This window comes from Micromonospora sp. C51, from assembly GCF_018070435.1.
In the GTDB taxonomy this organism is placed as follows: domain Bacteria; phylum Actinomycetota; class Actinomycetes; order Mycobacteriales; family Micromonosporaceae; genus Micromonospora; species Micromonospora sediminimaris.
In genome coordinates this window covers 1-22,059 of sequence record NZ_JAGPXQ010000015.1, presented here as the reverse complement: position 1 = coordinate 22,059, position 22,059 = coordinate 1, and the positions used below count along the sequence as shown (strand labels likewise).

General features: G+C 71.4%; 21 protein-coding genes. 15 read left to right on the top strand and 6 right to left on the bottom strand.

All coding sequences use genetic code 11. From position 1 onward, the window contains the following. The first annotated feature begins 1 nt into the window (after position 1). Genes KBX50_RS17085 through KBX50_RS17075 form a run of 3 tightly spaced genes read left to right on the top strand, consistent with a single transcriptional unit; the run spans position 2 to position 2,599 of the window. Positions 2-616 (top strand): hypothetical protein, encoded by a 615-nt coding sequence (locus KBX50_RS17085; RefSeq protein ID WP_210938015.1) that lies wholly within the window; start codon positions 2-4, stop codon positions 614-616. Further along, positions 603-878, top strand: a complete 276-nt coding sequence (locus KBX50_RS17080) for an acyl carrier protein (protein WP_210938014.1) — start codon at positions 603-605, stop codon at positions 876-878. The genes KBX50_RS17085 and KBX50_RS17080 overlap by 14 nt, the downstream gene beginning before the upstream one ends. After that, on the top strand, positions 875-2,599 hold the full coding sequence (locus tag KBX50_RS17075; protein ID WP_210938013.1) for an AMP-binding protein: 1,725 nt from the start codon (positions 875-877) through the stop codon (positions 2,597-2,599). Before KBX50_RS17080 ends, KBX50_RS17075 begins: the two co-directional genes overlap by 4 nt. Before the next feature lie 79 nt (positions 2,600-2,678). On the opposite strand, the gene KBX50_RS17070 is transcribed toward KBX50_RS17075, so the two are convergent. Continuing rightward, positions 2,679-3,332: a hypothetical protein gene (locus tag KBX50_RS17070; RefSeq protein WP_210938012.1), complete on the bottom strand. Its 654-nt coding sequence runs from the start codon at positions 3,330-3,332 to the stop codon at positions 2,679-2,681. Positions 3,333-3,355: 23 nt separating this feature from the next. On the opposite strand from KBX50_RS17070, the gene KBX50_RS17065 reads away from it, so the two are divergent. Together KBX50_RS17065 and KBX50_RS17060 are read left to right on the top strand one after the other, a co-directional pair. After that, positions 3,356-3,877: an acyl-CoA thioesterase gene (locus KBX50_RS17065; RefSeq protein WP_164446051.1), complete on the top strand. Its 522-nt coding sequence runs from the start codon at positions 3,356-3,358 to the stop codon at positions 3,875-3,877. A gap of 180 nt (positions 3,878-4,057) precedes the next feature. Then, positions 4,058-6,040, top strand: coding sequence for an acetoacetate--CoA ligase (locus KBX50_RS17060; RefSeq protein WP_210938011.1), 1,983 nt, complete (start codon positions 4,058-4,060; stop codon positions 6,038-6,040). 537 nt (positions 6,041-6,577) lie between these two features. On the opposite strand, the gene KBX50_RS17055 is transcribed toward KBX50_RS17060, so the two are convergent. Then, positions 6,578-7,288, bottom strand: coding sequence for a TIGR03089 family protein (locus KBX50_RS17055; protein WP_210938010.1), 711 nt, complete (start codon positions 7,286-7,288; stop codon positions 6,578-6,580). A gap of 150 nt (positions 7,289-7,438) precedes the next feature. Here KBX50_RS17055 and KBX50_RS17050 point away from each other — a divergent pair, with 150 nt between their 5' ends. Together KBX50_RS17050 and KBX50_RS17045 are read left to right on the top strand one after the other, a co-directional pair. Continuing rightward, positions 7,439-8,584 carry a glycosyltransferase family 1 protein gene (locus tag KBX50_RS17050; RefSeq protein WP_210938009.1) on the top strand — a complete coding sequence of 382 codons (1,146 nt, stop codon included), beginning with the start codon at positions 7,439-7,441 and terminating at the stop codon, positions 8,582-8,584. Positions 8,585-8,633: 49 nt separating this feature from the next. Further along, entirely contained in the window at positions 8,634-9,725 is a 1,092-nt protein-coding gene (locus tag KBX50_RS17045) for a sugar phosphate nucleotidyltransferase (protein WP_210938008.1), read from the top strand. Here the strand turns inward: KBX50_RS17045 and KBX50_RS17040 are convergent. Continuing rightward, positions 9,694-10,293 carry an NUDIX hydrolase gene (locus KBX50_RS17040; RefSeq protein WP_210938095.1) on the bottom strand — a complete coding sequence of 200 codons (600 nt, stop codon included), beginning with the start codon at positions 10,291-10,293 and terminating at the stop codon, positions 9,694-9,696. The genes KBX50_RS17045 and KBX50_RS17040 overlap by 32 nt on opposite strands. A gap of 352 nt (positions 10,294-10,645) precedes the next feature. On the opposite strand from KBX50_RS17040, the gene KBX50_RS17035 reads away from it, so the two are divergent. Continuing rightward, positions 10,646-11,638: a helix-turn-helix transcriptional regulator gene (locus KBX50_RS17035; RefSeq protein WP_210938007.1), complete on the top strand. Its 993-nt coding sequence runs from the start codon at positions 10,646-10,648 to the stop codon at positions 11,636-11,638. A 26-nt stretch (positions 11,639-11,664) separates the two neighbouring features. Here the strand turns inward: KBX50_RS17035 and KBX50_RS17030 are convergent, their stop codons facing one another. Together KBX50_RS17030 and cofD are read right to left on the bottom strand one after the other, a co-directional pair. After that, positions 11,665-12,753 carry a coenzyme F420-0:L-glutamate ligase gene (locus KBX50_RS17030; protein ID WP_210938006.1) on the bottom strand — a complete coding sequence of 363 codons (1,089 nt, stop codon included), beginning with the start codon at positions 12,751-12,753 and terminating at the stop codon, positions 11,665-11,667. Then, positions 12,750-13,697 carry a 2-phospho-L-lactate transferase gene (cofD, locus tag KBX50_RS17025; protein ID WP_210938005.1) on the bottom strand — a complete coding sequence of 316 codons (948 nt, stop codon included), beginning with the start codon at positions 13,695-13,697 and terminating at the stop codon, positions 12,750-12,752. Before cofD ends, KBX50_RS17030 begins: the two co-directional genes overlap by 4 nt. Positions 13,698-13,795: 98 nt before the next feature. Between cofD and KBX50_RS17020 the strand changes: the two genes are divergently transcribed. The 6 genes from KBX50_RS17020 (at position 13,796) to KBX50_RS16995 (ending at position 20,731) form a co-directional block, all read left to right on the top strand. Further along, positions 13,796-14,869 (top strand): hypothetical protein, encoded by a 1,074-nt coding sequence (locus KBX50_RS17020; RefSeq protein WP_210938004.1) that lies wholly within the window; start codon positions 13,796-13,798, stop codon positions 14,867-14,869. 104 nt (positions 14,870-14,973) lie between these two features. After that, positions 14,974-17,553 carry a bifunctional FO biosynthesis protein CofGH gene (locus tag KBX50_RS17015; protein WP_210938003.1) on the top strand — a complete coding sequence of 860 codons (2,580 nt, stop codon included), beginning with the start codon at positions 14,974-14,976 and terminating at the stop codon, positions 17,551-17,553. A gap of 156 nt (positions 17,554-17,709) precedes the next feature. Next, positions 17,710-17,994, top strand: a complete 285-nt coding sequence (locus KBX50_RS17010; RefSeq protein ID WP_210938002.1) for a hypothetical protein — start codon at positions 17,710-17,712, stop codon at positions 17,992-17,994. 244 nt (positions 17,995-18,238) lie between these two features. After that, complete coding sequence (locus KBX50_RS17005) at positions 18,239-19,633, top strand: DUF4331 domain-containing protein (RefSeq protein ID WP_210938001.1); 1,395 nt, start codon at positions 18,239-18,241, stop codon at positions 19,631-19,633. 16 nt (positions 19,634-19,649) lie between these two features. Further along, positions 19,650-20,000, top strand: coding sequence for a phospholipase (locus KBX50_RS17000; protein ID WP_210938000.1), 351 nt, complete (start codon positions 19,650-19,652; stop codon positions 19,998-20,000). 473 nt (positions 20,001-20,473) lie between these two features. After that, the gene (locus KBX50_RS16995; RefSeq protein ID WP_013731688.1) at positions 20,474-20,731 is read left to right on the top strand and encodes a WhiB family transcriptional regulator; all 258 of its coding nucleotides are present in this window, start codon (positions 20,474-20,476) and stop codon (positions 20,729-20,731) included. Between the two features lie 144 nt (positions 20,732-20,875). Here KBX50_RS16995 and KBX50_RS16990 read toward each other — a convergent pair whose 3' ends face one another. Beyond that, positions 20,876-21,325, bottom strand: a complete 450-nt coding sequence (locus KBX50_RS16990; RefSeq protein ID WP_210937999.1) for a metallopeptidase family protein — start codon at positions 21,323-21,325, stop codon at positions 20,876-20,878. Positions 21,326-21,477: 152 nt separating this feature from the next. On the opposite strand from KBX50_RS16990, the gene KBX50_RS16985 reads away from it, so the two are divergent. Then, complete coding sequence (locus tag KBX50_RS16985; protein WP_210937998.1) at positions 21,478-21,852, top strand: DUF3499 domain-containing protein; 375 nt, start codon at positions 21,478-21,480, stop codon at positions 21,850-21,852. The last annotated feature ends 207 nt before the right edge of the window (positions 21,853-22,059 follow it).

Here is a 22,059-nt window from a genome sequence, read left to right as displayed (position 1 = left end):
CATGCAGGTCAAGACCGATCGGCTCGTCGACTGGCTCCGGAGCGCCCGGCGCCTGAATGGCCTCCACCTGGATGTCATGACGCAGGCGTTCGACCTGGACGGTGGTCTCAGCGCCGGACAACTCGAGCTGGCCTGGCGGGCCCGCCAGGAGGTCCTCATCCTCTCCGCCGAGCTGTTCCTACGCGAGAACGGCGTGCCCTACCTCGAGTCGTACGACGTCGTCGAGCACACCAGCTCCGTCCTGGAGGCGTTGGAAGGGGTCAGTGGCGATCGTGCGGCTGAGGTGTGGGAGATGCGGTTGCGCGCCGCGCCGACCGACGCTGCGGAACTCGTCGCCGATATTCGCCGTACGCTGGACTTCTGCGGCGAGAGGCTCGGCGTGACCTCGGTCGGATCCCGAGGGGCGACCATCCGTGCGTGGGCGGACAGCCTCCGGCTGCTGCGTGAGGTCGCGCAGGATCTCGGCGTAGCCCAATCCGAGCAGTGGTATCTGCGGGACGAGTCAGCGGCTGCCGATCATCTGGACTGGTACGACGAAGTCATGGCGGTGGTCGAGGCCGAAGCCGTGGGTGGCGATGCCGCGAGGCGGTTGGGAGCTGACAGTGCCGAGCGGTGAGACCCTGCCCCCCGAGGCCCTGCTCGCTGAGGTTCTTGTCGCCGCGACCGAGGTGTTCGGGAAACCGGTAAAGGCGACCGACAACTTCTTCGACCTGCAGGGTGATTCGCTGCATGCGTTGGAACTCACCGCCCGGCTCGCGGACCGCCTCGGCGTCGATGTCGATCTTGACGTGATCCTTGAGGCTGACGACTTCGCAAGCCTCGCGACGACGATCGGGGAGTCGTTGTCGGCGAGGAATTCGACCCGAGCCGGGTCATGAGCGACACGCTTACTGGTCAGTCGCCGTACCAGTGGCTCGAGCGACATGCCGAGCACAGTCCGACATCGACAGCGGTGGTCACCTGGCGTGACGGCGGACCCACCGAACGGCTCGACTGGGCGACGCTTCTTCAGCGTGCCGGGCAGGCCTGCACCGGCCTGACCGACAACGGCGTCGCCCAGGGCGATCGAGTGATCATCGCGGTGCCCAACGAGGCGGCCTTCGTGATCCTCCTCGTGGCGTGTGGTGGTGTCGGGGCCATCGCCGTTCCTGCGCCGCCGCCGGCCGGCAGACGTGCCGAGGCGAATCGCGGCCGTCTGCTCGGGATGATCCGGGCATGCCGACCGGCGGTGATAGTCACCGCGGACGCCGACGTCGCGGAGGTCGCTCGCCTGGTGTCCGAGTTGGATGACCGATGCCGCGTCATCGGTACCACCGAGGTCATTGCCGATCACTGCGCGGCGGCGGTTGCTCCGCGGCGGACGTACCGTCCCGATGCGGTCGCACTGCTGCAGTTCACCTCCGGATCCACCGGGAATCCGCGAGGCGTGGTAATCCGCGAGGATGCGTTGCGGGCACAGTGCGGGCAGGCTGCTGCCGCCTACCAGGAGTCGCCGGCCGACGTGGCGGTCTCCTGGGTGCCGCTGTACCACGACATGGGGCTGGTGACGGCGGTGCTGCGCCCGTTGTACAGCGGGTACCGCACCGTCCTGCTGCGACCCGAGGACTTCGTCCGCGAACCGATGAGCTGGCTGACAGCGATCGACGAGTGCGGCGGCACCCTGGCCAGCTCGCCGAACTTCGGATACGAACTGTGCGTCCGAAAGGTGCCGTCGGAGCTGGTAGAACGCCTGGATCTCCAGCGTTGGCGAGTGGCGCGTAACGCGGGCGAAGTGGTGCGGCCCAGTACGGAGGACCGCTTCACCGAGCATTTCGCCCCGGCGGGATTCGCCAGGACGGCGTTCTGTCCCTCGTACGGCCTGGCCGAGGCGACACTTACTGTCACGACGGCTACGCCGACGGTACGTCCCCGGCGTATCGCGGTGCGGCGTGACGCGCTCGACGGCGGTCAGGTCGTGCGCGCGGAGCACGCTTCCCAATCGGCCGGCACGGTGTCGCTGCTCGCGTCCGGTACCCCCCTTCCAGGGACTGAGGTGCGAATCAGCGGACAGGAGACGCCGGGGCACATCGGACAGGTACTGGTGCGGGGGCCTCAGATGTCCCCCGGCTACTGGGAGTCGGACAGCACCGTGCGACCGAACCGGGTCGCGGCCGACGACTGGTACGCCACCGGTGACCTGGGCTTTCTCTGGGATGACCAGCTTTTCGTGCTCGGGCGGGTTGACGACACACTCGTCCTGAACGGGCGCAACTACTTCGCCGAGGACATCGCGGCAGCGTGTCTGGTGGTGCCCGAGGTTCGCGGTGGCCGGGTCGCGGCCTTCGTCGAGGAGGCCGCCGGCGACACCGGCGAGGTCCCGAAGGTCCGGCTCATCGCGGAGGTTGCCGCGGAGGTCGACGCTTCGCCGCCGAGGTTGGCGCGGTTGTCCCTCGCGGTCAAGAGAGCCGTGGCGCGCTCGCTCGACCTGTACCTCACCGACGTGGAATTCGTCCGACACGGGGCGCTCCCGGTCACGACGAGCGGTAAGGTCCGCCGCTCGGAGGTACGCCGCCGGTACTCCAGCGGTCGTCTGGCACTTCTCCCGACGCAGCCACGGTGAAGAAATAGAGCACTTCGGACGGCACCCGTCGTCTCCGCCCGCGCGGCCGCGGGCGGAGACGACGATCGGTGGTGCGGGATCAGTTGGTGGCGTCGTCGCGTCGGGGCAGGTTGCCCGGCGGTGCCGACCAGGGCGACCCGCCTCCGGTACGCCGGGGCAGCGGCTCGGTCGGCGTCGAGTCCGGATCCGGATAGCCCAGGCTCAGCGGCGCGGTGTCCCGCTCTGCCGACGGGTTCGGTGACCAGTCGGTCAACGTCGGGTCCGTTGCCGGCGCGTCGGGCGTCGCCGACACTGGCTCCGGCACCGGGGCTGGCCAACGCCGCCAGCGTTGCCCGCTGAACGTCGCGACCAGCAGCAGCATGCCGATCAGGAAGAGTGTGCCGTTCTCCACCGGCAGCCCCAGCGGCAGCGGGTCGCCGAGAAACTCCCAGCCGGACGGGATTCGATCGCGTACCTGGAAGGGCGCGATGAACAGTCCGACGTACGGGGTGACCAGCAGCAGCCCGGCTACCAGCGGTCCGAGCGGTGAGATGCGCAGCGTGCCGAGCAGGCCCAGCACGATGCCGCCGACAGCGAGGTACACGGCCGGTTCGATGAGGTTGGCCGTGTTGGAGGTGCCGATTTCCACCCACCGGTTGACGGTGTCGGCCGACCCGTCCTGACCGAGGGTGATCAGCACCCAGGTGACCGGCACCACCACCAGCCCTGCGAGGAAGCTCCACAGATGTCGCATCCGCGCACCGTACCGTTTCCGACATGACCGAGCACCCCGCCACCGCCCTGCCGGGCAAGCCGACCTCGTACTCCCGGGTAACCCTGAGTCGGATCATGACCGCAGTGGACGTGAACCTGTACGGAACGGTGCACGGAGGGGTGCTGATGAAGTTCGTCGACGACGTGGCCGGAGCGGCGGCGGCGCGGCACAGCGGCGGTACGGCGGTGACCGCCGCGATCGACGAGATCGTTTTTTCGGAGGCGGTCCGGGTGGGTGATCTGGTGCACGCGTACGCCCAGGTCAACTGGACCGGGCAGACTTCGATGGAGGTCGGCGTACGGGTAATGGCCGAGCGCTGGGACTCGGCCGACGAGGTGCCGGTGCGGGTGGCCACCGCGTACCTCGTCTTTGTCGGGGTCGAGGTTGGTGGGGCACCCCGGCCGGTGCGTCCGGTGTTGCCGGAGACGCCGGAGGACGAGCGTCGCTGGCGGGAGGCGGAGATCCGTCGCGCCCACCGACTCGCCCGCCGCCAGGCCATCCAGGCGGCCCGCAGCGAACCCTGACCTCCTCCGGCCGCCGGTAGCCCTTTCTGCGTCTCGGCCACACTGGTCAGGTCCAGGGGGTGTGGGGCGGGCACATGCGCCCGTGGGGCGCGGGTGCGGAGAATGGCGCTTCGAGGTAGGGCAAGATGGCGCCACGGCCCACCGCACAGCGTCGTGCCGGGCCAGGGGAGGAGTGGACCAGTGACGGACGTGCTGTGGACGCCACCGGCGGACGTGCTCCAGCGGTCCCGGATCGGGGCTTACCTGCGTTGGCTCGCCGAGCACCGGGGGCTGACGTTCACCGACTACGACGCGCTGTGGCGGTGGTCGGTCACCGACCTGGACGCCTTCTGGCACTCGATCTGGGACCATTTCGGCGTCGTCGCGCACACCCCGCCGACCGCCACCCTGACCGACCGGAACATGCCGGGCACCCGGTGGTTTCCCGGCGCCACGCTCAACTACGCCGAGAACGTGCTGCGGATGCCGGGTCGGGCCGAGGACGAGCCGGTGGTCGTGGCACACGGGCAGACCCGGGCGCCGGTCACCCTCACCGCCGGGCAGCTGCGCGGGCAGGTCCGCCGGGTCGCCGCCGGACTGCGCCGGCTCGGCGTCACCACCGGCGACCGGGTGGCCGCGTACGCACCGAACATCCCCGAGACGTACGTGCTGATGCTGGCCACCGCCAGTCTCGGTGCCATCTTCTCCTCCTGCGCGCCGGAGTTCGGCACCCGCAGCGTCACCGACCGGTGGCAGCAGATCGAGCCGAAGATCCTGGTTGCCGTGGACGGCTACCGCTACGGCGACAAGCCGGTGGACCGGCGCGCCGAGGTGGCCGCGATCCGGGCCGCGTTGCCGTCGCTGCGGCACACCGTCTCGATTCCCTACCTGGACCCCGACGGTTCGCCGGCGGACGGGGCACTGGCCTGGGCGGAGCTGGCGGCTGAGACCGACGAACCGCTGGCCTTCACCCCGGTGCCGTTCGACCACCCGCTGTACGTGCTCTACTCCTCCGGCACCACCGGGCTGCCCAAGCCGATCGTGCACGGACACGGCGGCATCCTGCTGGAACACCTGAAGATGCTCGCCCTGCATCACGACCTCGGCCCGGCGGACCGGTTCTTCTGGTTCACCACGACCGGCTGGATGATGTGGAACTTCCTGGTCTCCGGGCCGGCGGTGGGCGCGGCGATCGTGCTGTTCGACGGCAATCCCGGCCACCCCGACCTGGGCGAGATGTGGCGGCTGGCCGAGCAGACCGGCACCACGTACTTCGGCACCTCCGCGCCGTTCCTGCTGGCCTGCCGCAAGGCCGGGCTGGTCCCGCGCGAGATCGCCGACCTCTCCGCGCTGCGCGGCCTCGGCTCGACCGGCGCGCCCCTGCCCGCCGAGGGCTTCACCTGGGTGTACGACACGGTCGGTAGCGACCTTCAGCTCCAGTCGCTGTCCGGTGGCACCGACGTCTGCACCGGTTTCGTCGGCGGTGTGCCGCTGCTGCCGGTGCACGCCGGTGAGATCACCTGCCGGGCGCTGGGCGCCAAGGTGGAGGCCCGCTCTCCGGACGGCACCCCGGTCATCGGGGAACTGGGCGAGCTGGTGATCACCGAGCCGATGCCGAGCATGCCGGTAGGTTTCTGGAACGACCCGGACGGGGTCCGCTACCGGGAGGCGTACTTCGACGTCTATCCCGGGGTGTGGCGGCACGGGGACTGGATCACCATCAACTCCCGGGGCGGGTGCGTCATCACCGGCCGCTCCGATGCCACCCTCAACCGGGGCGGCGTACGGCTCGGCACCGCCGAGTTCTACTCGGTGGTGGAGGGGCTGGACGAGGTCGTCGACTCGGTGGTGGTGCACCTGGAGGACGACGAGGGCGGCGCCGGTGAGCTGCTGCTGTTCGTGGTGCTCGCCGAGGGGGTGACGCTGGACGACGAGTTGCGTCGGACGATCTGCCGCGAGCTGCGCACCGCGTTGTCCCCCCGGCACGTACCCGACGAGATCCACCAGGTCCGCGCGGTGCCACGCACCCTGTCGGCGAAGAAGCTGGAGGTGCCGGTCAAGAAGATCCTCACGGGCACCCCGGTTGACCAGGCCGCCGCCAAGGGCGCTCTGGCCAACCCCGACTCCCTGGCCGCCTTCGCCACCCTGGCCCAACATCGCACCCCGGACCGCCCCACCGCCTGACCCGCCTCCGAACGCCGACCCTCGACCCCGAGCCCGCAGGACCGCCCAGCCGGCTCCGGCTCCGGCTGTGGCTGTGGGTCGGGTCGGGTCGGGTCGGGCGTACGGCGCTGCGGCGCTGGTAGCCAGAGCCGAGCTTCAGCGGTCGAGGGCCATATCTGAGCTGGACCTGCCCTTACTCAGCGTGCTGCCGCAGCTCGCCCAACCAACACCCCTCCCGCCCTTTGCTCTGCTTCAACCCACGCAACAGTTACTCCCCGTAGCGGCTGAAGCGTGAATGGTGCCGGACCATCACCGCGTCGTCGCAGTTCAGCGAGTTGTGCGTCGGTTGAAGCAGAGCAAAGGGCGGGAGGGGGTACATCACCCGGCGCTGGCGCAGCCACGGAGGGTAGACAACACGGAGGGTGAGGGGTCGGCACGGTGGATCGATCGCTCGCCTCGCGGAGCGTCCTCGCAAGGGCCGGGCGGGCCGGGCAGGACAGGGCAGGGCAGCCGGCCGGGCAGCCGGGCCGGGGGGACCGGGCAGGGCAAGCGGGCAGATCAGGGCAGGGTGTGGGTGATGCGTTCCGTCGATTGGCGGTCGGCCAGGCGGGTCTGGTCCGGGTGGGCGCAGAGCACCAGAGTGGCACCCGCGCTGAGTGGGGCCAACAGCCAGTCGAGCGGGTCCGGGTATCGGTCGACGTCCACGAGGAGCCGGTCGCCGGGGGAGATGCCGAGTTCGGCGGCGCGGGTGGCGGCCCGGGCACGCAGCGTGGTGTGGTCCGGGCCCCCAGGGGGGTACGCCGTGAAGTGGTCGCCGTGCGCGCGTACCTCGGTGACATAGTCGGCGAAGCCCGCCGGCACCTCGCGTAGCGGCAGCGCGAACGGGTGCAACGCCAGCGCGTACCGGTCGGCCGCCGACCAGGCGTCGGCCTCGGCGACGCGGTCGATGGCGGCGAAAAGCACGTCCACCTCGCCCGGCGGCTCGGCGTCCGGCGATCCGGCCGGCTGCACCGTCAACCCGGCCGACCAGCAGCCGAGCAGTACGGCGGCGCTCTGCCAGTGCGGCGGCAGCAGCACCGCGGCGGTGCCGCCCGGCCCGAGAGCCAGTTCGTCGACGAGCAGGTTGGCGGTCTTGGCCACCCAGTTCGCCAGTGTCGCTCCGGAAAGCTCGGTGCGCTCGCCGGACGCGTCGTCGTACCAGGTCAGCAATGGGCGGTTCGGGTCGGTCGCGATCGCGTCGGCGAAGACCCGGGCAATGTTGTCGGCCATCGGCGCGAACGATACGCGCCCGGCGGCCGTACTCGATGGCAGCGACAAGTCGGCGTACCGTCGGGTCGCAGTCAGCGTCCGTGCCCGGCTCCGGCGTAGGCTTGCCGGAGTGTCGTTCCCCACAGTCCCGCCACCGCAAGGAGTCGCCCCGTGACCGCCGGCCGCCCGCCCCGCGTGCTCATCGACGCCACGAGTGTTCCCGCCGATCGCGGCGGCGTCGGTAGATACGTCGATGGCCTGCTCGGCGCCCTCGGCAAGGTGTGCGGATCGGCGGTGGACCTGGTGGTGGTCAGCCTCCGCACCGATCTGGATCGCTACCGCCGGAAGCTGCCCAGCGCGGAGATCATCCCGGCGCCGGCGGCGGTCGCGCACCGGCCGGCCCGGCTCGCCTGGGAGCAGACCGGTCTGCCGCTGCTCGCCCAACAGGTCGGTGCTGAGGTGCTGCACTCGCCCTTCTACACCTGCCCGCTGCGGGCCGGCTGTCCGGTGACCGTGACGGTGCACGATGCGACGTTCTTCACCGAGCCTGAGCACTACGACAAGTCCCGCCGGACGTTCTTCCGCAGCGCCATCAAGACCTCACTGCGGCGAGCGGACCGGGTGATCGTGCCGAGCAAAGCCACCCGCGACGAGTTGATCCGGCTGCTGGACGCCGACCCGACCCGGATCGACGTGGCCTACCACGGCGTGGACCATGACGCCTTCCACGCGCCCGGCGACGAGGAGAAGGCCAGGGTCCGTGCTCGCCTGGGGCTCGGTGGCGGCAGTTACGTGGCATTCCTCGGCGCCAAGGAGCCCCGCAAGAACGTGCCGAACCTCATCCGTGGCTGGGTCCGGGCGGTCGCCGACCGGCAGGACCCGCCCGCGCTGGTGGTAGCCGGCGGGCAGGGGCACGACGACGACATCGACCGCGCGGTGGCCGAAGTGCCCTCACATCTGCGACTGCTGCGTCCCGGCTACCTGCGCTACGGCGACCTGCCAGGCTTCCTCGGCGGGGCCCTGGTCGCCGCGTACCCCTCCTACGGCGAGGGGTTCGGGTTGCCCATCCTGGAGGCGATGGCGTGCGCGGCTCCGGTGCTCACCACCCCCAGACTGTCGCTGCCCGAGGTCGGTGGCGACGCGGTCGCGTACACCAGCGAGGATCCGGACCAGATCGCCACGGACCTGGCCGCGCTGCTCGACGACGAGCCGCGCCGGCTGTCGCTGGCCAAGGCCGGCTTCGACCGGGCGAAGGAGTTCACCTGGGGGTCCAGCGCCGAGGTGCACATCGCGGCCTGGACCAGGGCGCGGGCCTGAGGCCGGCAACCGAGGGGCCCGGTCCGGGTGGTTCGGGCATGATGTCCTGGTGATCTATGTCGTCATTCCGGCCGGTGGCAGCGGCACAAGGTTGTGGCCGCTGTCCCGCGCTGGCCATCCCAAATTTCTCCACCCGTTCACGGGTACGCCCGCGTCGCTGCTCCAGGCGACGGTCGACCGGCTGGGGCCGCTGACCACCCCCGAACGCACCATGGTGGTCACCGGGGCCGCGCACGCTGCGGCCGTGGCCCGCCAACTGACCGGTCTCCCAGAGGAGAACATTCTGGTCGAACCGTCGCCACGGGACTCCTGCGCCGCCATCGCGCTGGCCGCTGCGGTGATCGCCGTACGCGATCCGGACGCCGTCATGGGATCCTTCGCCGCCGACCACCTGATCGGCGACCCACAGCGTTGGGTGGACACCGTCCGGGAGGCGGTTCGGGGTGCGGAGCAGGGGCTGCTGATGACGGTCGGGATCACCCCGACCCGGCCGGAGACCGGCTACGGATACCTGCGGACCGGTGAGCCCGTCGATGGCGGCCCGATGCGCCCGGTGGTCGAGTTCAAGGAGAAGCCGAGCGCGGAGGTGGCCGAGACGTACGTGCGGTCGGGCCACTACCTCTGGAACGCCGGCATGTTCGTCTGGCGGGTGTCGGCGTTCCTCGCCGAGCTGGCACGTCAGCAGCCCGACCTGCACAGCGGGGTCACCGCGATCGCGGCGGCGTGGGGCACAGACCAACAGGACGACGTGCTCGGGGCGGTCTGGCCCACGCTGACGAAGATCTCGGTGGACTACGCGGTGATGGAGGGCGCTGCCACGGCCGGCCGGGTGGCGACCGTACCGGGTGACTTCCGGTGGAACGACGTGGGTGACTTCCATACCCTCGGCGAGGTGCTGCCGGCGGACACCGACGGCAACGTGGTGCTCACCGGCGACGCCAAGTCCGAGGTGCTGCTGCACGACAGCAGCGGCATGGTGGTGGCGCCGCAGGCCGGCCGGCTGGTGGCCGCCGTCGGCGTACGGGACCTGATCGTGGTCGACACCGAGGACGCGTTGCTGGTCTGCCCGCGTGACCGCGCTCAGGATGTGAAGTCGATCGTGGACGAGCTCAAGAGACGGGGTGAGGACAAGCTCGTCTGAAGGCTGCCAGGCCCGGTGTGACGAGCCGGGCCGTGCCGCCGGCCAGCGGATGCGGCAGGCGATCCGGTGGGAACCAGCCGAGCGCCTCGGACTCCGCGCTGACCCGTTCCGTCGCCCCCGCCGGGGCGAACACGGCGAAGCGCACGTCGTGGTGCAGCGAACCGCCCTGGCAGGCCACCGGGTGCACGTCCACGTCGATCGGCGTCGGATCGATCCGCAGACCGGTGACGCCCGACTCCTCGGTGGCCTCCCGCAACGCCGCGTCGGCCAGCGTCCGGTCGCCGGGCTCGCAGTGCCCGCCCAACTGCACCCACTTGTGGAACTTTCCGTGCAGGCAGAGCAGCACCTGGGTGCCGGTCGCGTCGAACACCAACGCGCTCGCGGTGACGTGACCGGCCCGGTGCTCGCGGGCCATCGCGATCGGCCCGGTGTCGAGCAGGCCGAGGGTGCGGGCCCGGGCTACCGCCGCGTCCGGGCTGGTCGGCGTCCAGCCGCTGAGCGCCGCCACCGCGTCGGCGTGCAGCGCCGTCCAGTCGTCCGCGTCGCCGCGCGGGGATTCGGCCACCATTCGGGGCGTCGACAACGGCCGCTCCTCTCGTCCGTGCCAGCGTACGGCGTGCTGGTGGAGACGTCGGTGCGGTGTGTGGGAGCCGGGGTTTGCCGTAGCCGGGCCAGGGAGATCGGGCGGCACCCCCTGCGGAACCTGAGCCGCAGACCCTCGTAGGGGGCCGCCCGATCTCGGGCGCCCAGCGGGGTGGGCACGTTCAACGTGCGTCGCCCCCTGTGGCACGGGAAGCATGGCGGATTCATGTGACGGGCGTCGAGGTCTTTTAGCTGAGGCTTAACTGCCCGAGGCTGACGTGGCCGGGTAGAGTTCGAAGGTCGCCGGGTGCCCCCTTCGCCGGGCGATGGGAGTACCCATGCTGAAGATCCATTTCTCCGGCGAGGACATCCTCCGGACCCGGGTGGCTCCGGCGGCCGATCCGGTCTGGGAAGTGGTGCTGAGCCTGCACCTGCTGCCTGGGCGCAGCCGTGACCCGTTGCTCGCCGGCTGGCGCCGCGAGGTCTCCCGGGGGTTGCGTCGACAGGTGGATGCCGAGGCGCTGCGGTTACTGTCGACGTTGAGCCCGCCGCGCGGCTACTTTCCGGATTTCCTCACCCCGTACGAGAGCGTGCGCGGATTCGAGGCGGGGATGGAGGCGTTGCGGCGTACCCCCGTGGCGTTGCTGCAACGCGACCTGACGCTGCTCGCCAACAGCAACCGGAACCTGCCCGCCGGTGTCGCCGCCATCGCCCGGGGTGAGCCGGAGGCCCTGACCCACCTGACGGAGACGATGGGCCGCTACCGCGAGCTTGCCCTCGGCCCGTACTGGACGCGGGTCCAGGGGGCGGTGGAGGCCGACCGCGCACGCCGGGCGCGGGCCATGCTCGACGGCGGTGTCGAAGGGCTGCTGACCACGCTGCGGCCGGGCCTGCGCTGGGAGTCGGGGGTGCTGGAGATCCCCGCCTATCCGCGGAGCCGGGAACTGCACCTGGAGGGGCGAGGGCTGCTGCTGGTGCCGTCGTTCTTCTGTGCGAACACGCCCGTCGCGCTGCTCGACCCGGAACTACCGCCGGTGCTGGTCTACCCGGTCGACAAGCTGGGCGGGTTGACCGCGGACGCGGTCGGGGCGGGCGACACCGGCCGGGAGGCGCTTGCCGCGTTGCTCGGTCGTACCCGCGCGGCGGTCCTCGCCGCCAGTGACGACGGCTGCACCACCGGCGAGCTGGCCCGTCGGCTGCACATCTCGGCGGCTGCCGCCAGCCAGCACACCACCGTGCTGCGGAACGCGGGCCTCCTGGTCAGCCACCGCGACCGCAACACCGTCCTACACACCCTCACCCCCCTAGGCCGCGCCGTCCTCAACCCCTGACCTCGCCCACCCGCGAGGGCGGACTGTTAGAGGGCGAGGGTGGTGGCGGCGGCGGTGCCGTTGGGTGGGGGGAGGAGTTGAGTGGGGACGTTTGCCGCCGCGAGGGCGGTGCGCAGGCGTTGTACGTCGGTGCCGAAGCGGACCAGTTGGAACGGGCCTACGGGGGTGGGTGGGGAACAGAGCACCAGGCCGGTCGCGTGGGCCGGCCAACCCGGCACGATGGGGATCAGCGCAGCGCGTACCTCATCGTCGGTGACCTGGGTGAAGACCGTGCCGGGCGCGATCACATCGGCGACCGAGGCGATCGCCCGCTCGACAGTTGCCGCATCGGGTGCGGCGTCGCCCGGCTGGTCCGGCAGGGTGGCGGCGGCCGTCAACCCGGCCGCCTTCGCCTCGGCGGTGCCGAGCGAGAACAGGTCCATCGAGGCGTCCCGGACCAGCACCCGGGCACCCTCCCCGTCACCTGACAGCGGCGGCGTCAGATAACCGCGGATGACCGCGACCGGCATCTGATCACACTTGCCCTTGATCAGCTCGCCCGCCGCGGCCAGCTCGTCGATCACCGCCATCTGCGTCAGCACCAGCTCGTTGCCGTACGGGTCGACCTCGCCCCGGTGGTCGCGGATGGCGTCCATTCCGGCGACGCCGAGAGCCACATCGGTCAGCCCGTTGCGCCAGGGACGACCCATGGTGTCGCTGACCACGACCGCGACGTCCACGCCGTACCGGGCGCGCAGGCCGGCGCGGAGTGCGCGGGCCGAGGCGTCCGGGTCCTCGGGCAGCAGCACCAGCCGGGTCTTGTCGACGTTGGACGCGTCGATCCCGGCGGCGGCCATCACGAAGCCGTGGCGGGTCTGCACGATCCGGGTCGGGCCGCGCGATGCCACCACCCGTACCGTCTCCGCCGCCAGTACGTCGTCCCGGACGGCCTGCCGGTCCGGGCCGTCGGCGGGTACGTCCACCAGCCGCCCCTCGGCCTTCGAGATGATCTTGCTGGTCACCACCAGCACGTCCCCGTCGCGCAGCCAGGGCGCCGCGCTTCCGATCAGGACCGCCAGGTCGTCACCCTCGGTCACGTGCCCGATGCCGGGCACCGGCAGGATCTCCAGTCTCACGTCAACTCCACCGCGGCGCGGACCATCGCCGCCGTCGCCGCCTCGTCGGTCATCCTCAGCGGCACCGCGCGTACCGTCACGTCCGGCACCACCGTTGCGGCATCCTCCTCGGCCACCAACCAACCGTCGAGCAGCCCGCCGCTGGCCCGGCCGCCGTACAGCCCGCCGACGCCGCCAGCGGTGCACTCCACGCCGACGACCGCCAGGCAGCGGTCGGCCATGCCGCGTACCGGCGCGCCACCGATGATCGGCGACACGCCCACCACCGGGGCGGAAGCGCCCGCCACCGCCTCGCGCAGGCCCGGTACGGCCAGGATCGGCGCGATACTGACCACCGGGTTGCTCGGCGCCACGAGCACCACGTCGGCCCCGGCGATCGCCTCGGTCACGCCGGGTGCCGGCTTCGCCGACTCCGCCCCCACGAAGACGAACCGGTGAGTCGGGATCTGCGCCCGGTGCCGCACCCACCACTCCTGGAAGTGGATCGCCCGCTGGCCACCGTCGACGTCGACGACCGCGTGTGTCTCCAGGCGGTCGTCGGTCGCCGGCAGCAGCCGTACGCCGGGCTGCCAGCGCGCCGCCAGCGCCTCGGTGACCTGATGCAGCGGATAGCCGGCGTCGAGCATGGTGGTACGGACCAGGTGGGTGGCGATGTCCCGGTCCCCCAGCCCGAACCAGCTCGGCTCGGCACCGTACGCCGCCAGCTCGTCCTTGACCGTCCAGCTCTCGTCGACGCGGCCCCAACCCCGCTGCGGGTCGGCACCGCCGCCGAGGGTGTACAGCACGCTGTCCAGGTCCGGGCAGATCCGCAGCCCGTGCAGCCGTAGGTCGTCGCCGACGTTGACCACCGCGGTCACCTCGGCACCCACCTCGCGGGCGTACGCCCGCACCCCCAGCAGGAACCGGGCACCGCCGATTCCGCCGGTCAGAACCACGATGCGCATCCGCCCATCCTCGCCTACGTGACGCCTCCGGCAGGCGACTGCCCCGGGAGACTAGGCTCACGTCGGCATCTGTCCGCTTTCGCCCCCAGGGAGAGTTCGTGACCAGCCCCGCCGAGCCCCCGCCCACCGAACCGACCCCGGCCCGCCAGGTGACCGGGCCGCTGCGTGAACTCGTCGCCCTCGTGCTCCTGGGCGCGAACGCCGTCTTCCTCTTCGTGGGGCTGATCCGGCTGCTCACCCCACAGGGCGCCTACAGCACGGTGACCGGCCGGGCGGCCAGCTCGTTCTTCGCCTTCATCGGCGTCGAGGCGGTCGTCCTGCCGGTGCTGGCGGTACTGCTGGCCACGCACCTCGCCCCGACCGTCGGCCGGGCGAAACTGATCACGCAGGTGGCGCTGATCGAGTACGCGGTCAGTGCCGTGCTTGGCGGTCTGACCCTGCTGATCTGGGTGGTCGGTCGGCTGGCCGAAGCGCAGCTCTTCGACGCGATGACCGGCCTGCTCACCCGGGTCGCCTGGGTGGCCTTGTTCGCGGCGGCCGCGTACGTGGTGTGGAGTGTGTGGCAGCGGCTCTACCACGTGCCCCGGCCCAAGCCCGAGCCCGGCCTGTACGGCACGCCGCAGCAGGGCTGGCCGCAGCCCGGCGGCCCGGGTCAGTTCGGTGGACAGCCCGGTCACCAGGGCGGCGGCTGGACGCCGCCCGGTCAGTCGGGTGGTTGGCCGGGTGCCGAACGGCCTGCCGGCTATCCGGCCGGCTACCCCGGCTCCGGCCATCCGGGCTGGCCAATGGCTGGCCAGGCACCCTCCGCCGGAGGGCCGCCGGAGTCCCCGCACACCTGGCCGCCGCACGGTCAGCCGGCGGTGCCACCGCAGTCGGCGGCGCCGCCCTCGCCGGCCGCACCGCCGTTCGGGCAGCCGGCCTCCGCCGACCCGACGCAGAGCATCCCGCGCCAGGGCGATCCGGCCGGGGGCGTGCCGCGCCAGGGCGACCCGGCCGGAAACTCCCCGCGCCCGGGCGCGGAGCCGACCCAGGCGATCCCGCATCAGGGCACCGAGCCGACCCAGGCGATTCCGCGGCCGGGCGACGGTGACGCCGGTCCGTCGGTTCCCCGGCCGGGTGATGGGGAGGCCGACCGCACCCAGCGGATCGACCCGGGCGACCAGGCCGGTTGAGCGACCGCGGGGATCGGGCCGCGCCAGGCCCCGCTGACCTCGGGGCCACGTGCGGTTGCCCACGGGCCGGGGCCGGACCGGGCCGCAGCGCATAGGCTGAGCAGATGGTTGATCAGAGCGAGCCCGGGCCGGGTGACGGGGGCGTACGACGGGCACTGCGTCGCGCCGCCACCGGGCGGGCGCTCGACGTCGACGAGGCGTCGACCCTGCTGACCGCCCGGGGCACGGCCCTGGAGGAACTGCTCGGCATCGCCGGTGCGATCCGTGACGCGGGTCTGCGGGACGCCGGTCGGCCCGACGTGGTGACGTACTCGAAGAAGGTCTTCATTCCGCTGACCCGGCTCTGCCGGGACCGCTGCCACTACTGCACGTTCGCCACGGTGCCGCACCGGCTGCCGGCGGCCTTCCTCGACCGCGACGAGGTGCTGGCCATCGCCCGGGCCGGTGCGGCACAGGGCTGCAAGGAGGCCCTGTTCACCCTCGGTGACCGACCGGAGGAGCGCTGGCCGGCCGCCCGACAGTGGCTGGACGAACGCGGCTACGGGTCCACTCTGGATTACGTACGGGCCTGCGCGGTGGCGGTGCTGGAGGAAACCGGCCTGCTGCCGCACCTGAACCCGGGCGTGCTCTCCTGGGCGGAGCTGCAACGGCTGAAGCCGGTGGCGCCGAGCATGGGGATGATGCTGGAGACCACGGCCACCCGGCTGTGGTCCGAGCCCGCCGGTCCGCACTACGGCTCACCGGACAAGGAACCGGCGGTGCGGTTGCGGGTGCTCGACGACGCCGGGCGGGTCGGCGTTCCGTTCACCACCGGCATCCTGATCGGCATCGGCGAGACCCTCGCCGAACGGGTCGACGCGATCTTCGCGATCCGGCGTACCCACCGCGAGTACGGCCACCTCCAGGAGGTGATCGTGCAGAACTTCCGGGCGAAGCCGGACACCGCGATGCGCGGCATGCCCGACGCCGAACTGCATGACCTCGCGGCCACCGTGGCGGTGGCCCGGGTGCTGCTGGGCCCGAAGGCCCGCATCCAGGCCCCACCGAACCTCATCGCCGGCGAGTACGACCTGCTGCTGCGGGCGGGTATCGACGACTGGGGCGGCGTGTCACCGGTGACCCCGGACCACGTCAACCCGGAGCGGCCCTGGCCGCAGCTCGACGAACTGGCGGCCCGTACCGCGGCGGCCGGCTTCACGCTCCGGGAACGGTTGACCGTCTACCCGGAGTACGTCCAGGCCGGCGAGCCGTGGCTGGACGCCCGGCTGCTGCCGCACGTGACCGCGCTCGCCGACCCGACGACCGGGCTGGCGGTCGAAGCGGCCCACCCGGTGGGCCGGCCGTGGCAGGAGCCCGACGAGACCTTCGGCGGGCGTACCGACCTGCACGCCACCATCGACACCGCGGGGCGTACGGACGACCGCCGAGGCGACTTCGACCACGTCTACGGCGACTGGGCGGAGGTCGCCGCGAAGGCGGCCGTGCCGCCGGCACGAGCGGGCGCCGACGATGGCCCGCCACCCGAGGCCGTGCACCGTGGCGGTGCCGGCCGGCCGGCCACTGCCGGTTCCGGCGACGCCGACCTGCGGGCCGGGTTGCGGTTGGCCGCGGACGACCCGGCGGCGCTGCTGGAGCCCCGGCACACCGACGCCGCGCTGGCGCTGTTCGGCGCGGACGGGCCGGCCCTGGACGAGCTGTGCCGCACCGCCGACGAGCTGCGCCGTTCCGCCGTGGGGGACGACGTCACCTACGTGGTCAACCGCAACATCAACTTCTCGAACGTCTGCTACGTGGGCTGCCGGTTCTGCGCCTTCGCCCAGCGGGAACGGGACGCCGACGCGTACCGGCTCTCGGTGGAGCAGGTCGCGGACCGGGCGCAGGAGGCGTGGGCGGCCGGTGCCGGCGAGGTCTGCCTCCAGGGCGGCATCGACCCGAAGCTGCCGGTGACGATCTACGCCGACCTGGTCCGGGCGATCAAGGCTCGGGTGCCGCAGATGCACGTGCACGCCTTCTCACCGATGGAGATCGTCACCGCCGCCGCCAAGGCCGGTGTGTCCGTGCGGGAATGGCTGGCCGGGCTGCGCGAGGCGGGACTGGACACCATCCCGGGCACCGCGGCGGAGATCCTCGACGACGAGGTGCGCTGGGTGCTCACCAAGGGCAAGTTGCCGACCGCCGCCTGGGTCGAGGTGGTCAGCACGGCTCACGAGCTGGGCATCCGGTCCAGCTCCACAATGATGTACGGCCACGTCGACCATCCCGCGCACTGGCTGGCGCACTTCCGGGTGCTGGCCGGGGTGCAGGACCGCACCGGCGGGTTCACCGAGTTCGTGGCGCTGCCGTTCGTGCACACAAACGCCCCGATCTACCTCGCCGGTATCGCCCGGCCCGGGCCGACGTGGCGGGAGAACCGGGTGGTGCACGCGATGGCGCGGGTGCTGCTGCACGGCCGGATCGACAACATCCAGTGCTCCTGGGTGAAGCTGGGCGACGCCGGCACCGCGGAGCTGCTGCGGAGTGGCTGCAACGATCTGGGCGGCACGCTGATGGAGGAGACGATCTCGCGGATGGCCGGGTCCGGCAACGGATCGGCGCGTACCGAGGAGCAGTTGCGGGCCATTGCGGCGGCGGCCGGTCGACCGGCGCGTAGGCGTACGACTGCGTACGGTCACCTCACGGCCTAGCGTCGAACCTTCGCCCGCCGCCGGACGTACCTGTCGATGCCGGCGGCGGCACGGCGAGGACCGCCGCCGGCACCCCTCCCGGGGGCCCGGCGCGGTCTGTCGTGACCCCCGTCCGTCACCGCGGGCGCCTGCGCGCCGCCGCCGGAAAGGTTGGTCATGATCACTGAGAAGCGGAAGCGGCGTTGGCCGAAACTGACCCGCCGGCAGACAATCACCGCCGCGGCCAGTGCCACCCTCGGCGCCGCCGCGCTCGCGGTGCCGGGGCTTTCCCTGGCCGGTGACGGCGACGACAAGACGGCTGCCGGCCCCGACGAGACGATCGTCGTACATCTGCGTGACGCCCGGTCCGGCACCATGGACGTCTTCGTCGGCCAGTCCCGCATCGAGGTTCGTGACCGTGGCCTGGCGGATCGGCTGCGTCGCGCCGCGGCCCGGCGCTGAGCCCGTGCACACCCGAGCCTGCGCCGCCACAGCGACCACCCCGCCCGCCGTCGCCGGGGGTATCGCCCCGCGCGGTGTCACAGTGCGCGGATGCGGGCCTTCCGCGCGGCACGTCCGGTCCCGCCGTCGGCGCTGAGCGTTCCGCCGTCCGACGCAGCCGGCAGGTCCGGCACTCCCGGCCCGGACCTCGATGCCCCGGCCGGCCAACCCGATTGACTCTTTCGCCCAGTGAGGTGGGTTCGTCATGTCTTCACATCGCGAGGCGCCGGAGATCGCCAAGGATCCGGTTGCCGATTCATCCGACCTGTACGCGTTCGTCACCCCGGACCGGCCGGACACGGTGACGCTGATCGCCAACTACGTGCCGTTGCAGTTGCCCTCGGGCGGCCCCAACTTCTTCGAGTTCGGCGACGACGTGCGGTACGAGATCCACATCGACAATGACGGTGACGGACAGCCGGACGTCACCTACCGCTTCGAATTCACCACCGAGATCACCAATCCGAACAGCTTTCTCTACAACACCGGGCCAATCGACGCGCTGGACAGTGAGAACTGGAACCGCCGGCAGTTCTACAGCCTGACCCGGATCGTCGGCGGCCGGGAGCAGCGGCTGGCCCGCAAGCTGCCCTGCCCGCCGTGCAACGTGGGCCCGCTGTCCACACCGGACTACGGGGATCTGGTCCGCCAGGCGACCTTCAAGATCTCCACCGGCGAGAGGGTTTTCGCCGGTCAGCGTGCCGACGGCTTCTTCGTGGACCTGGGCGCGATCTTCGACCTCGGTACGCTGCGGCCGTTCCAGCAGTTGCACGTCGCCGGTAAGAAGATCTTCAAGGAGGCCGGTGAGCCGGTCAACGCCACCGACCGGTTGAACGTGCACAGCATCGCGTTGCAGGTGCCGGTGGAGCGGCTGCGGCGCCGCGCCGACCGGTACCACTGGCAGGAACCCGCCTCGGTCATCGGGGTGTGGACCGCGGCCTCCCGTCGGCAGGTGCGAGTGCTCGGCGACCGGGTGGCGGCCGATACCAACGCCGGACCGTTCACGCAGGTGTCCAGACTGGGTAACCCGTTGTTCAACGAGGTCATCGTGCCGATGGCGCAGAAGGATCTGTGGAACACCCTGCCCCCGGCGGAGGACAAGCGGTTCGCCGAGTTCGTCGAGCGGCCGGAACTGGCCGCCCTGCTGCCGGTGCTCTACCCCGATGTCTTCCCCAACCTGGACAAACTGAACAGGTCGAAGAAGGCCCGCGCAGACCTGGTCGCCATTCTGCTCACCGGCATCCCGGAGGGCCTGATCGACGGCTTCACCAACACCACCGGGGACGTCCAGGCGGACATGCTCCGGCTGAACACGGCGATCCCGCCGGCCCGTCGGCCCAACCGTTTCGGTGTGCTCGGCGGCGATCTCGCGGGCTTCCCGAACGGCCGGCGGGTGACCGACGACGTGGTGACCATCGCGCTGCGTGCCATCGCGGGGCTGACGGTGCCGTTGGTGGACCGCAAGTTCCAGCCGGACGAGGCGGCCGGAGCGGTGACGCCGGGGCTCAGCGCGGCGGACGTTACCGCGCCGTTCCTGCGTAAGTTCCCGTTCCTCGGTACGCCCTACGACGGGTTCAACAACCCGTCGGCGGAGTCCTGAGTCGAAGGTGAGGCAGATGAGCGGACACGAGCATGCCCACACGTACGGCCCCTCGGGAACCGGTACGGTCGTCCTCGACCTGGGCGGCGACACCGGTGCCCTGATCATCTACACCGGACGGCAACTGCTTGGTCGCGAGATCGAGGTGAGCCGTGCCGATCAGGACGGTGATCGGCGTACGCACTCTGCCGTACGCGAGCGGCGGGTCCGGGACGGCACCTTTCACAGTGCCGTCTACCCGGACCTCCCGGCGGGCGTCTATACCGTTTGGTGGGACAGCGAAACGCCCGTCGGATCGGTCACCGTGACCGGTGGCGTGGTCGCCGAATTCGCCTTGCCGACGAGCTTGAACGCGTCGACCGACTGACCACCGGAGCCCCTCCGACTACCGCGTCCCGTCCACATTGTGGACGGGACGCGGTAGTCGTTCACCCGCTCGGCGGGCAGGGTTGGCGAAGTCGGGATAATCTTGCGCGTCAAGATCAACGGATCTTGATGGCGGCCTCCTCGGCGTGGACGCGAAGGCCTGTCGCTCCGGCGGCGCCCGGTGCGCCACGGGAGAAAACTCGGGCAACTCGCCGGGGAGGGCGTTACTCGGCCGGGGTCTGAATCGATAGGGCAGGGCGAGACCGGGTGGTACGGACGGCCGTCCGGGACGCGTGTCGGGAGGATGACTCCATTATCAAGTTTGGCTTGACGGCGCACGCATTACACGCGTGTAATTTGAATGGGGTTGTTCGCACGGAACGCACGATAACCGGACCGGACGGACAAAAGCACGCCTTTCGCGTGGGGGGTTGCAGCGGCGACGACGCCGGTGCGCGACAAGGAGGCAACTGAATGGACGGCCAGCTCGAGGCGGCCGACCTGCTCGGAAACGCGCCGGAGTGGCAGGAGCGGGCCCTGTGCTCGCAGACCGACCCGGAGGCGTTCTTCCCCGAGAAGGGCGGCTCGACCCGCGAGGCGAAGCGCATCTGCTCGCGGTGCGAGGTCAAGACGGAGTGCCTCGAATACGCTCTCGGCCACGACGAGCGGTTCGGGATCTGGGGTGGGCTCTCCGAAAGGGAGCGGCGCAAGCTCAAGCGCCGGGCGGCCTGAGTCGACGTGGGGCGGGGCGGTTGGGAGGCCGTCCCACCCGGCGCGGCGGCCCGGCCCGGCGCGCGGATCTCAGCGGCGGATCGGCCCGGCGGAGATTCCGGTGGGCGGGCCGTGCTGAAGGACCGGCCGGCGCTCCGGCCGCGATCAGGCCAATTCGTCCGGGTCGACGCCGAGCAGGTTCGCCACCTGTTCGATGATGACGTCGTGGACCAGGTCGGCGAGATCCTCCCGGTCCAACGCCCGGAACTCCAGCGGTCGCCGGTACAGCACGATCCGGGGCGGGACCTCCTGGCGGCCGGGTCGGCCGGGCAGCAGCCGGGCCAGCGGCACCTCGCCGTCCTCCAACACGTCGGAGTCGTAGACGTTCAGGTCGGGCGGAACGTCCTCGACGGCGAACTCCACCCCGGCCAGTTCCTTGGCGAACCGTCGCTCCAGCGTCTCGACGGTGTCCAGCACGAGATCATCGAAGATCTCCGCCTTGGTCCGTGCCAGCGGCACGGTGGCCGGCACCAGCCGCCCACGCAGACCGCGGCCGTGCCGGTCGCGGTGCGCCCGCCGGCCGGTGCCGGGGCGGCGGTTCTCCGGGCTCGTCATGAGCCAAAGAGTAGCTTCCAGCCCGCTGCTGGCCGCGTCAGCACCGAACGTGTGGCGCGTTGCGGCCACGGACGAGAAATGTGATCACCAAGACGGGCGTGTCGTAACGCGAAGCGGTGCGCCGGAGCCGGTAATGGAGATACCCTGCGCCGGTGAGGTCACCACGGCGCTGCTCCCGCAACGGCTGCCCCCGGCAAGCGGTCGCCACGCTGACCTATGTCTACAACGAGTCGACCGCCGTGGTGGGCCCGCTGGCCGCCTTCGCCGAGCCGCACACGTACGACCTCTGTGAGCCGCACGCCCGCAGCCTGACCGCTCCGCGCGGTTGGGAGGTGGTCCGGCACGAGGGCGAGTTCGAGCCGCCGCCGCCCACCACGGACGACCTGGTGGCGTTGGCCGAGGCGGTCCGCGAGGCCGCCCGCCCCGCTCCCCGTCCGCCCCAGGACGACCAGAACCATTCCGCACCCCCCGCCGCGTCCCCCACCTCCCGCCGCGGCCACCTCCGCGTAATCCCCCCCACCCACTGACCCACCCCCTCCGCTGTCGGGCGTCGCTGTCGTGCGTCGCTGTCGTGCGTTGATCATGAGGTTGGCGGCGTTTTCGATCTCTTGGGGTCAAGGGGTGAGTGCAATCGTTAGGGAGTGATGAGTTGTGCGAGGCGTTGGGCTGGGGTGTTCCAGTCCAGCGTTTCGCGGGGTCGGGTGTTGAGTTCGTGGGCGACCTCGTCCAGGCCG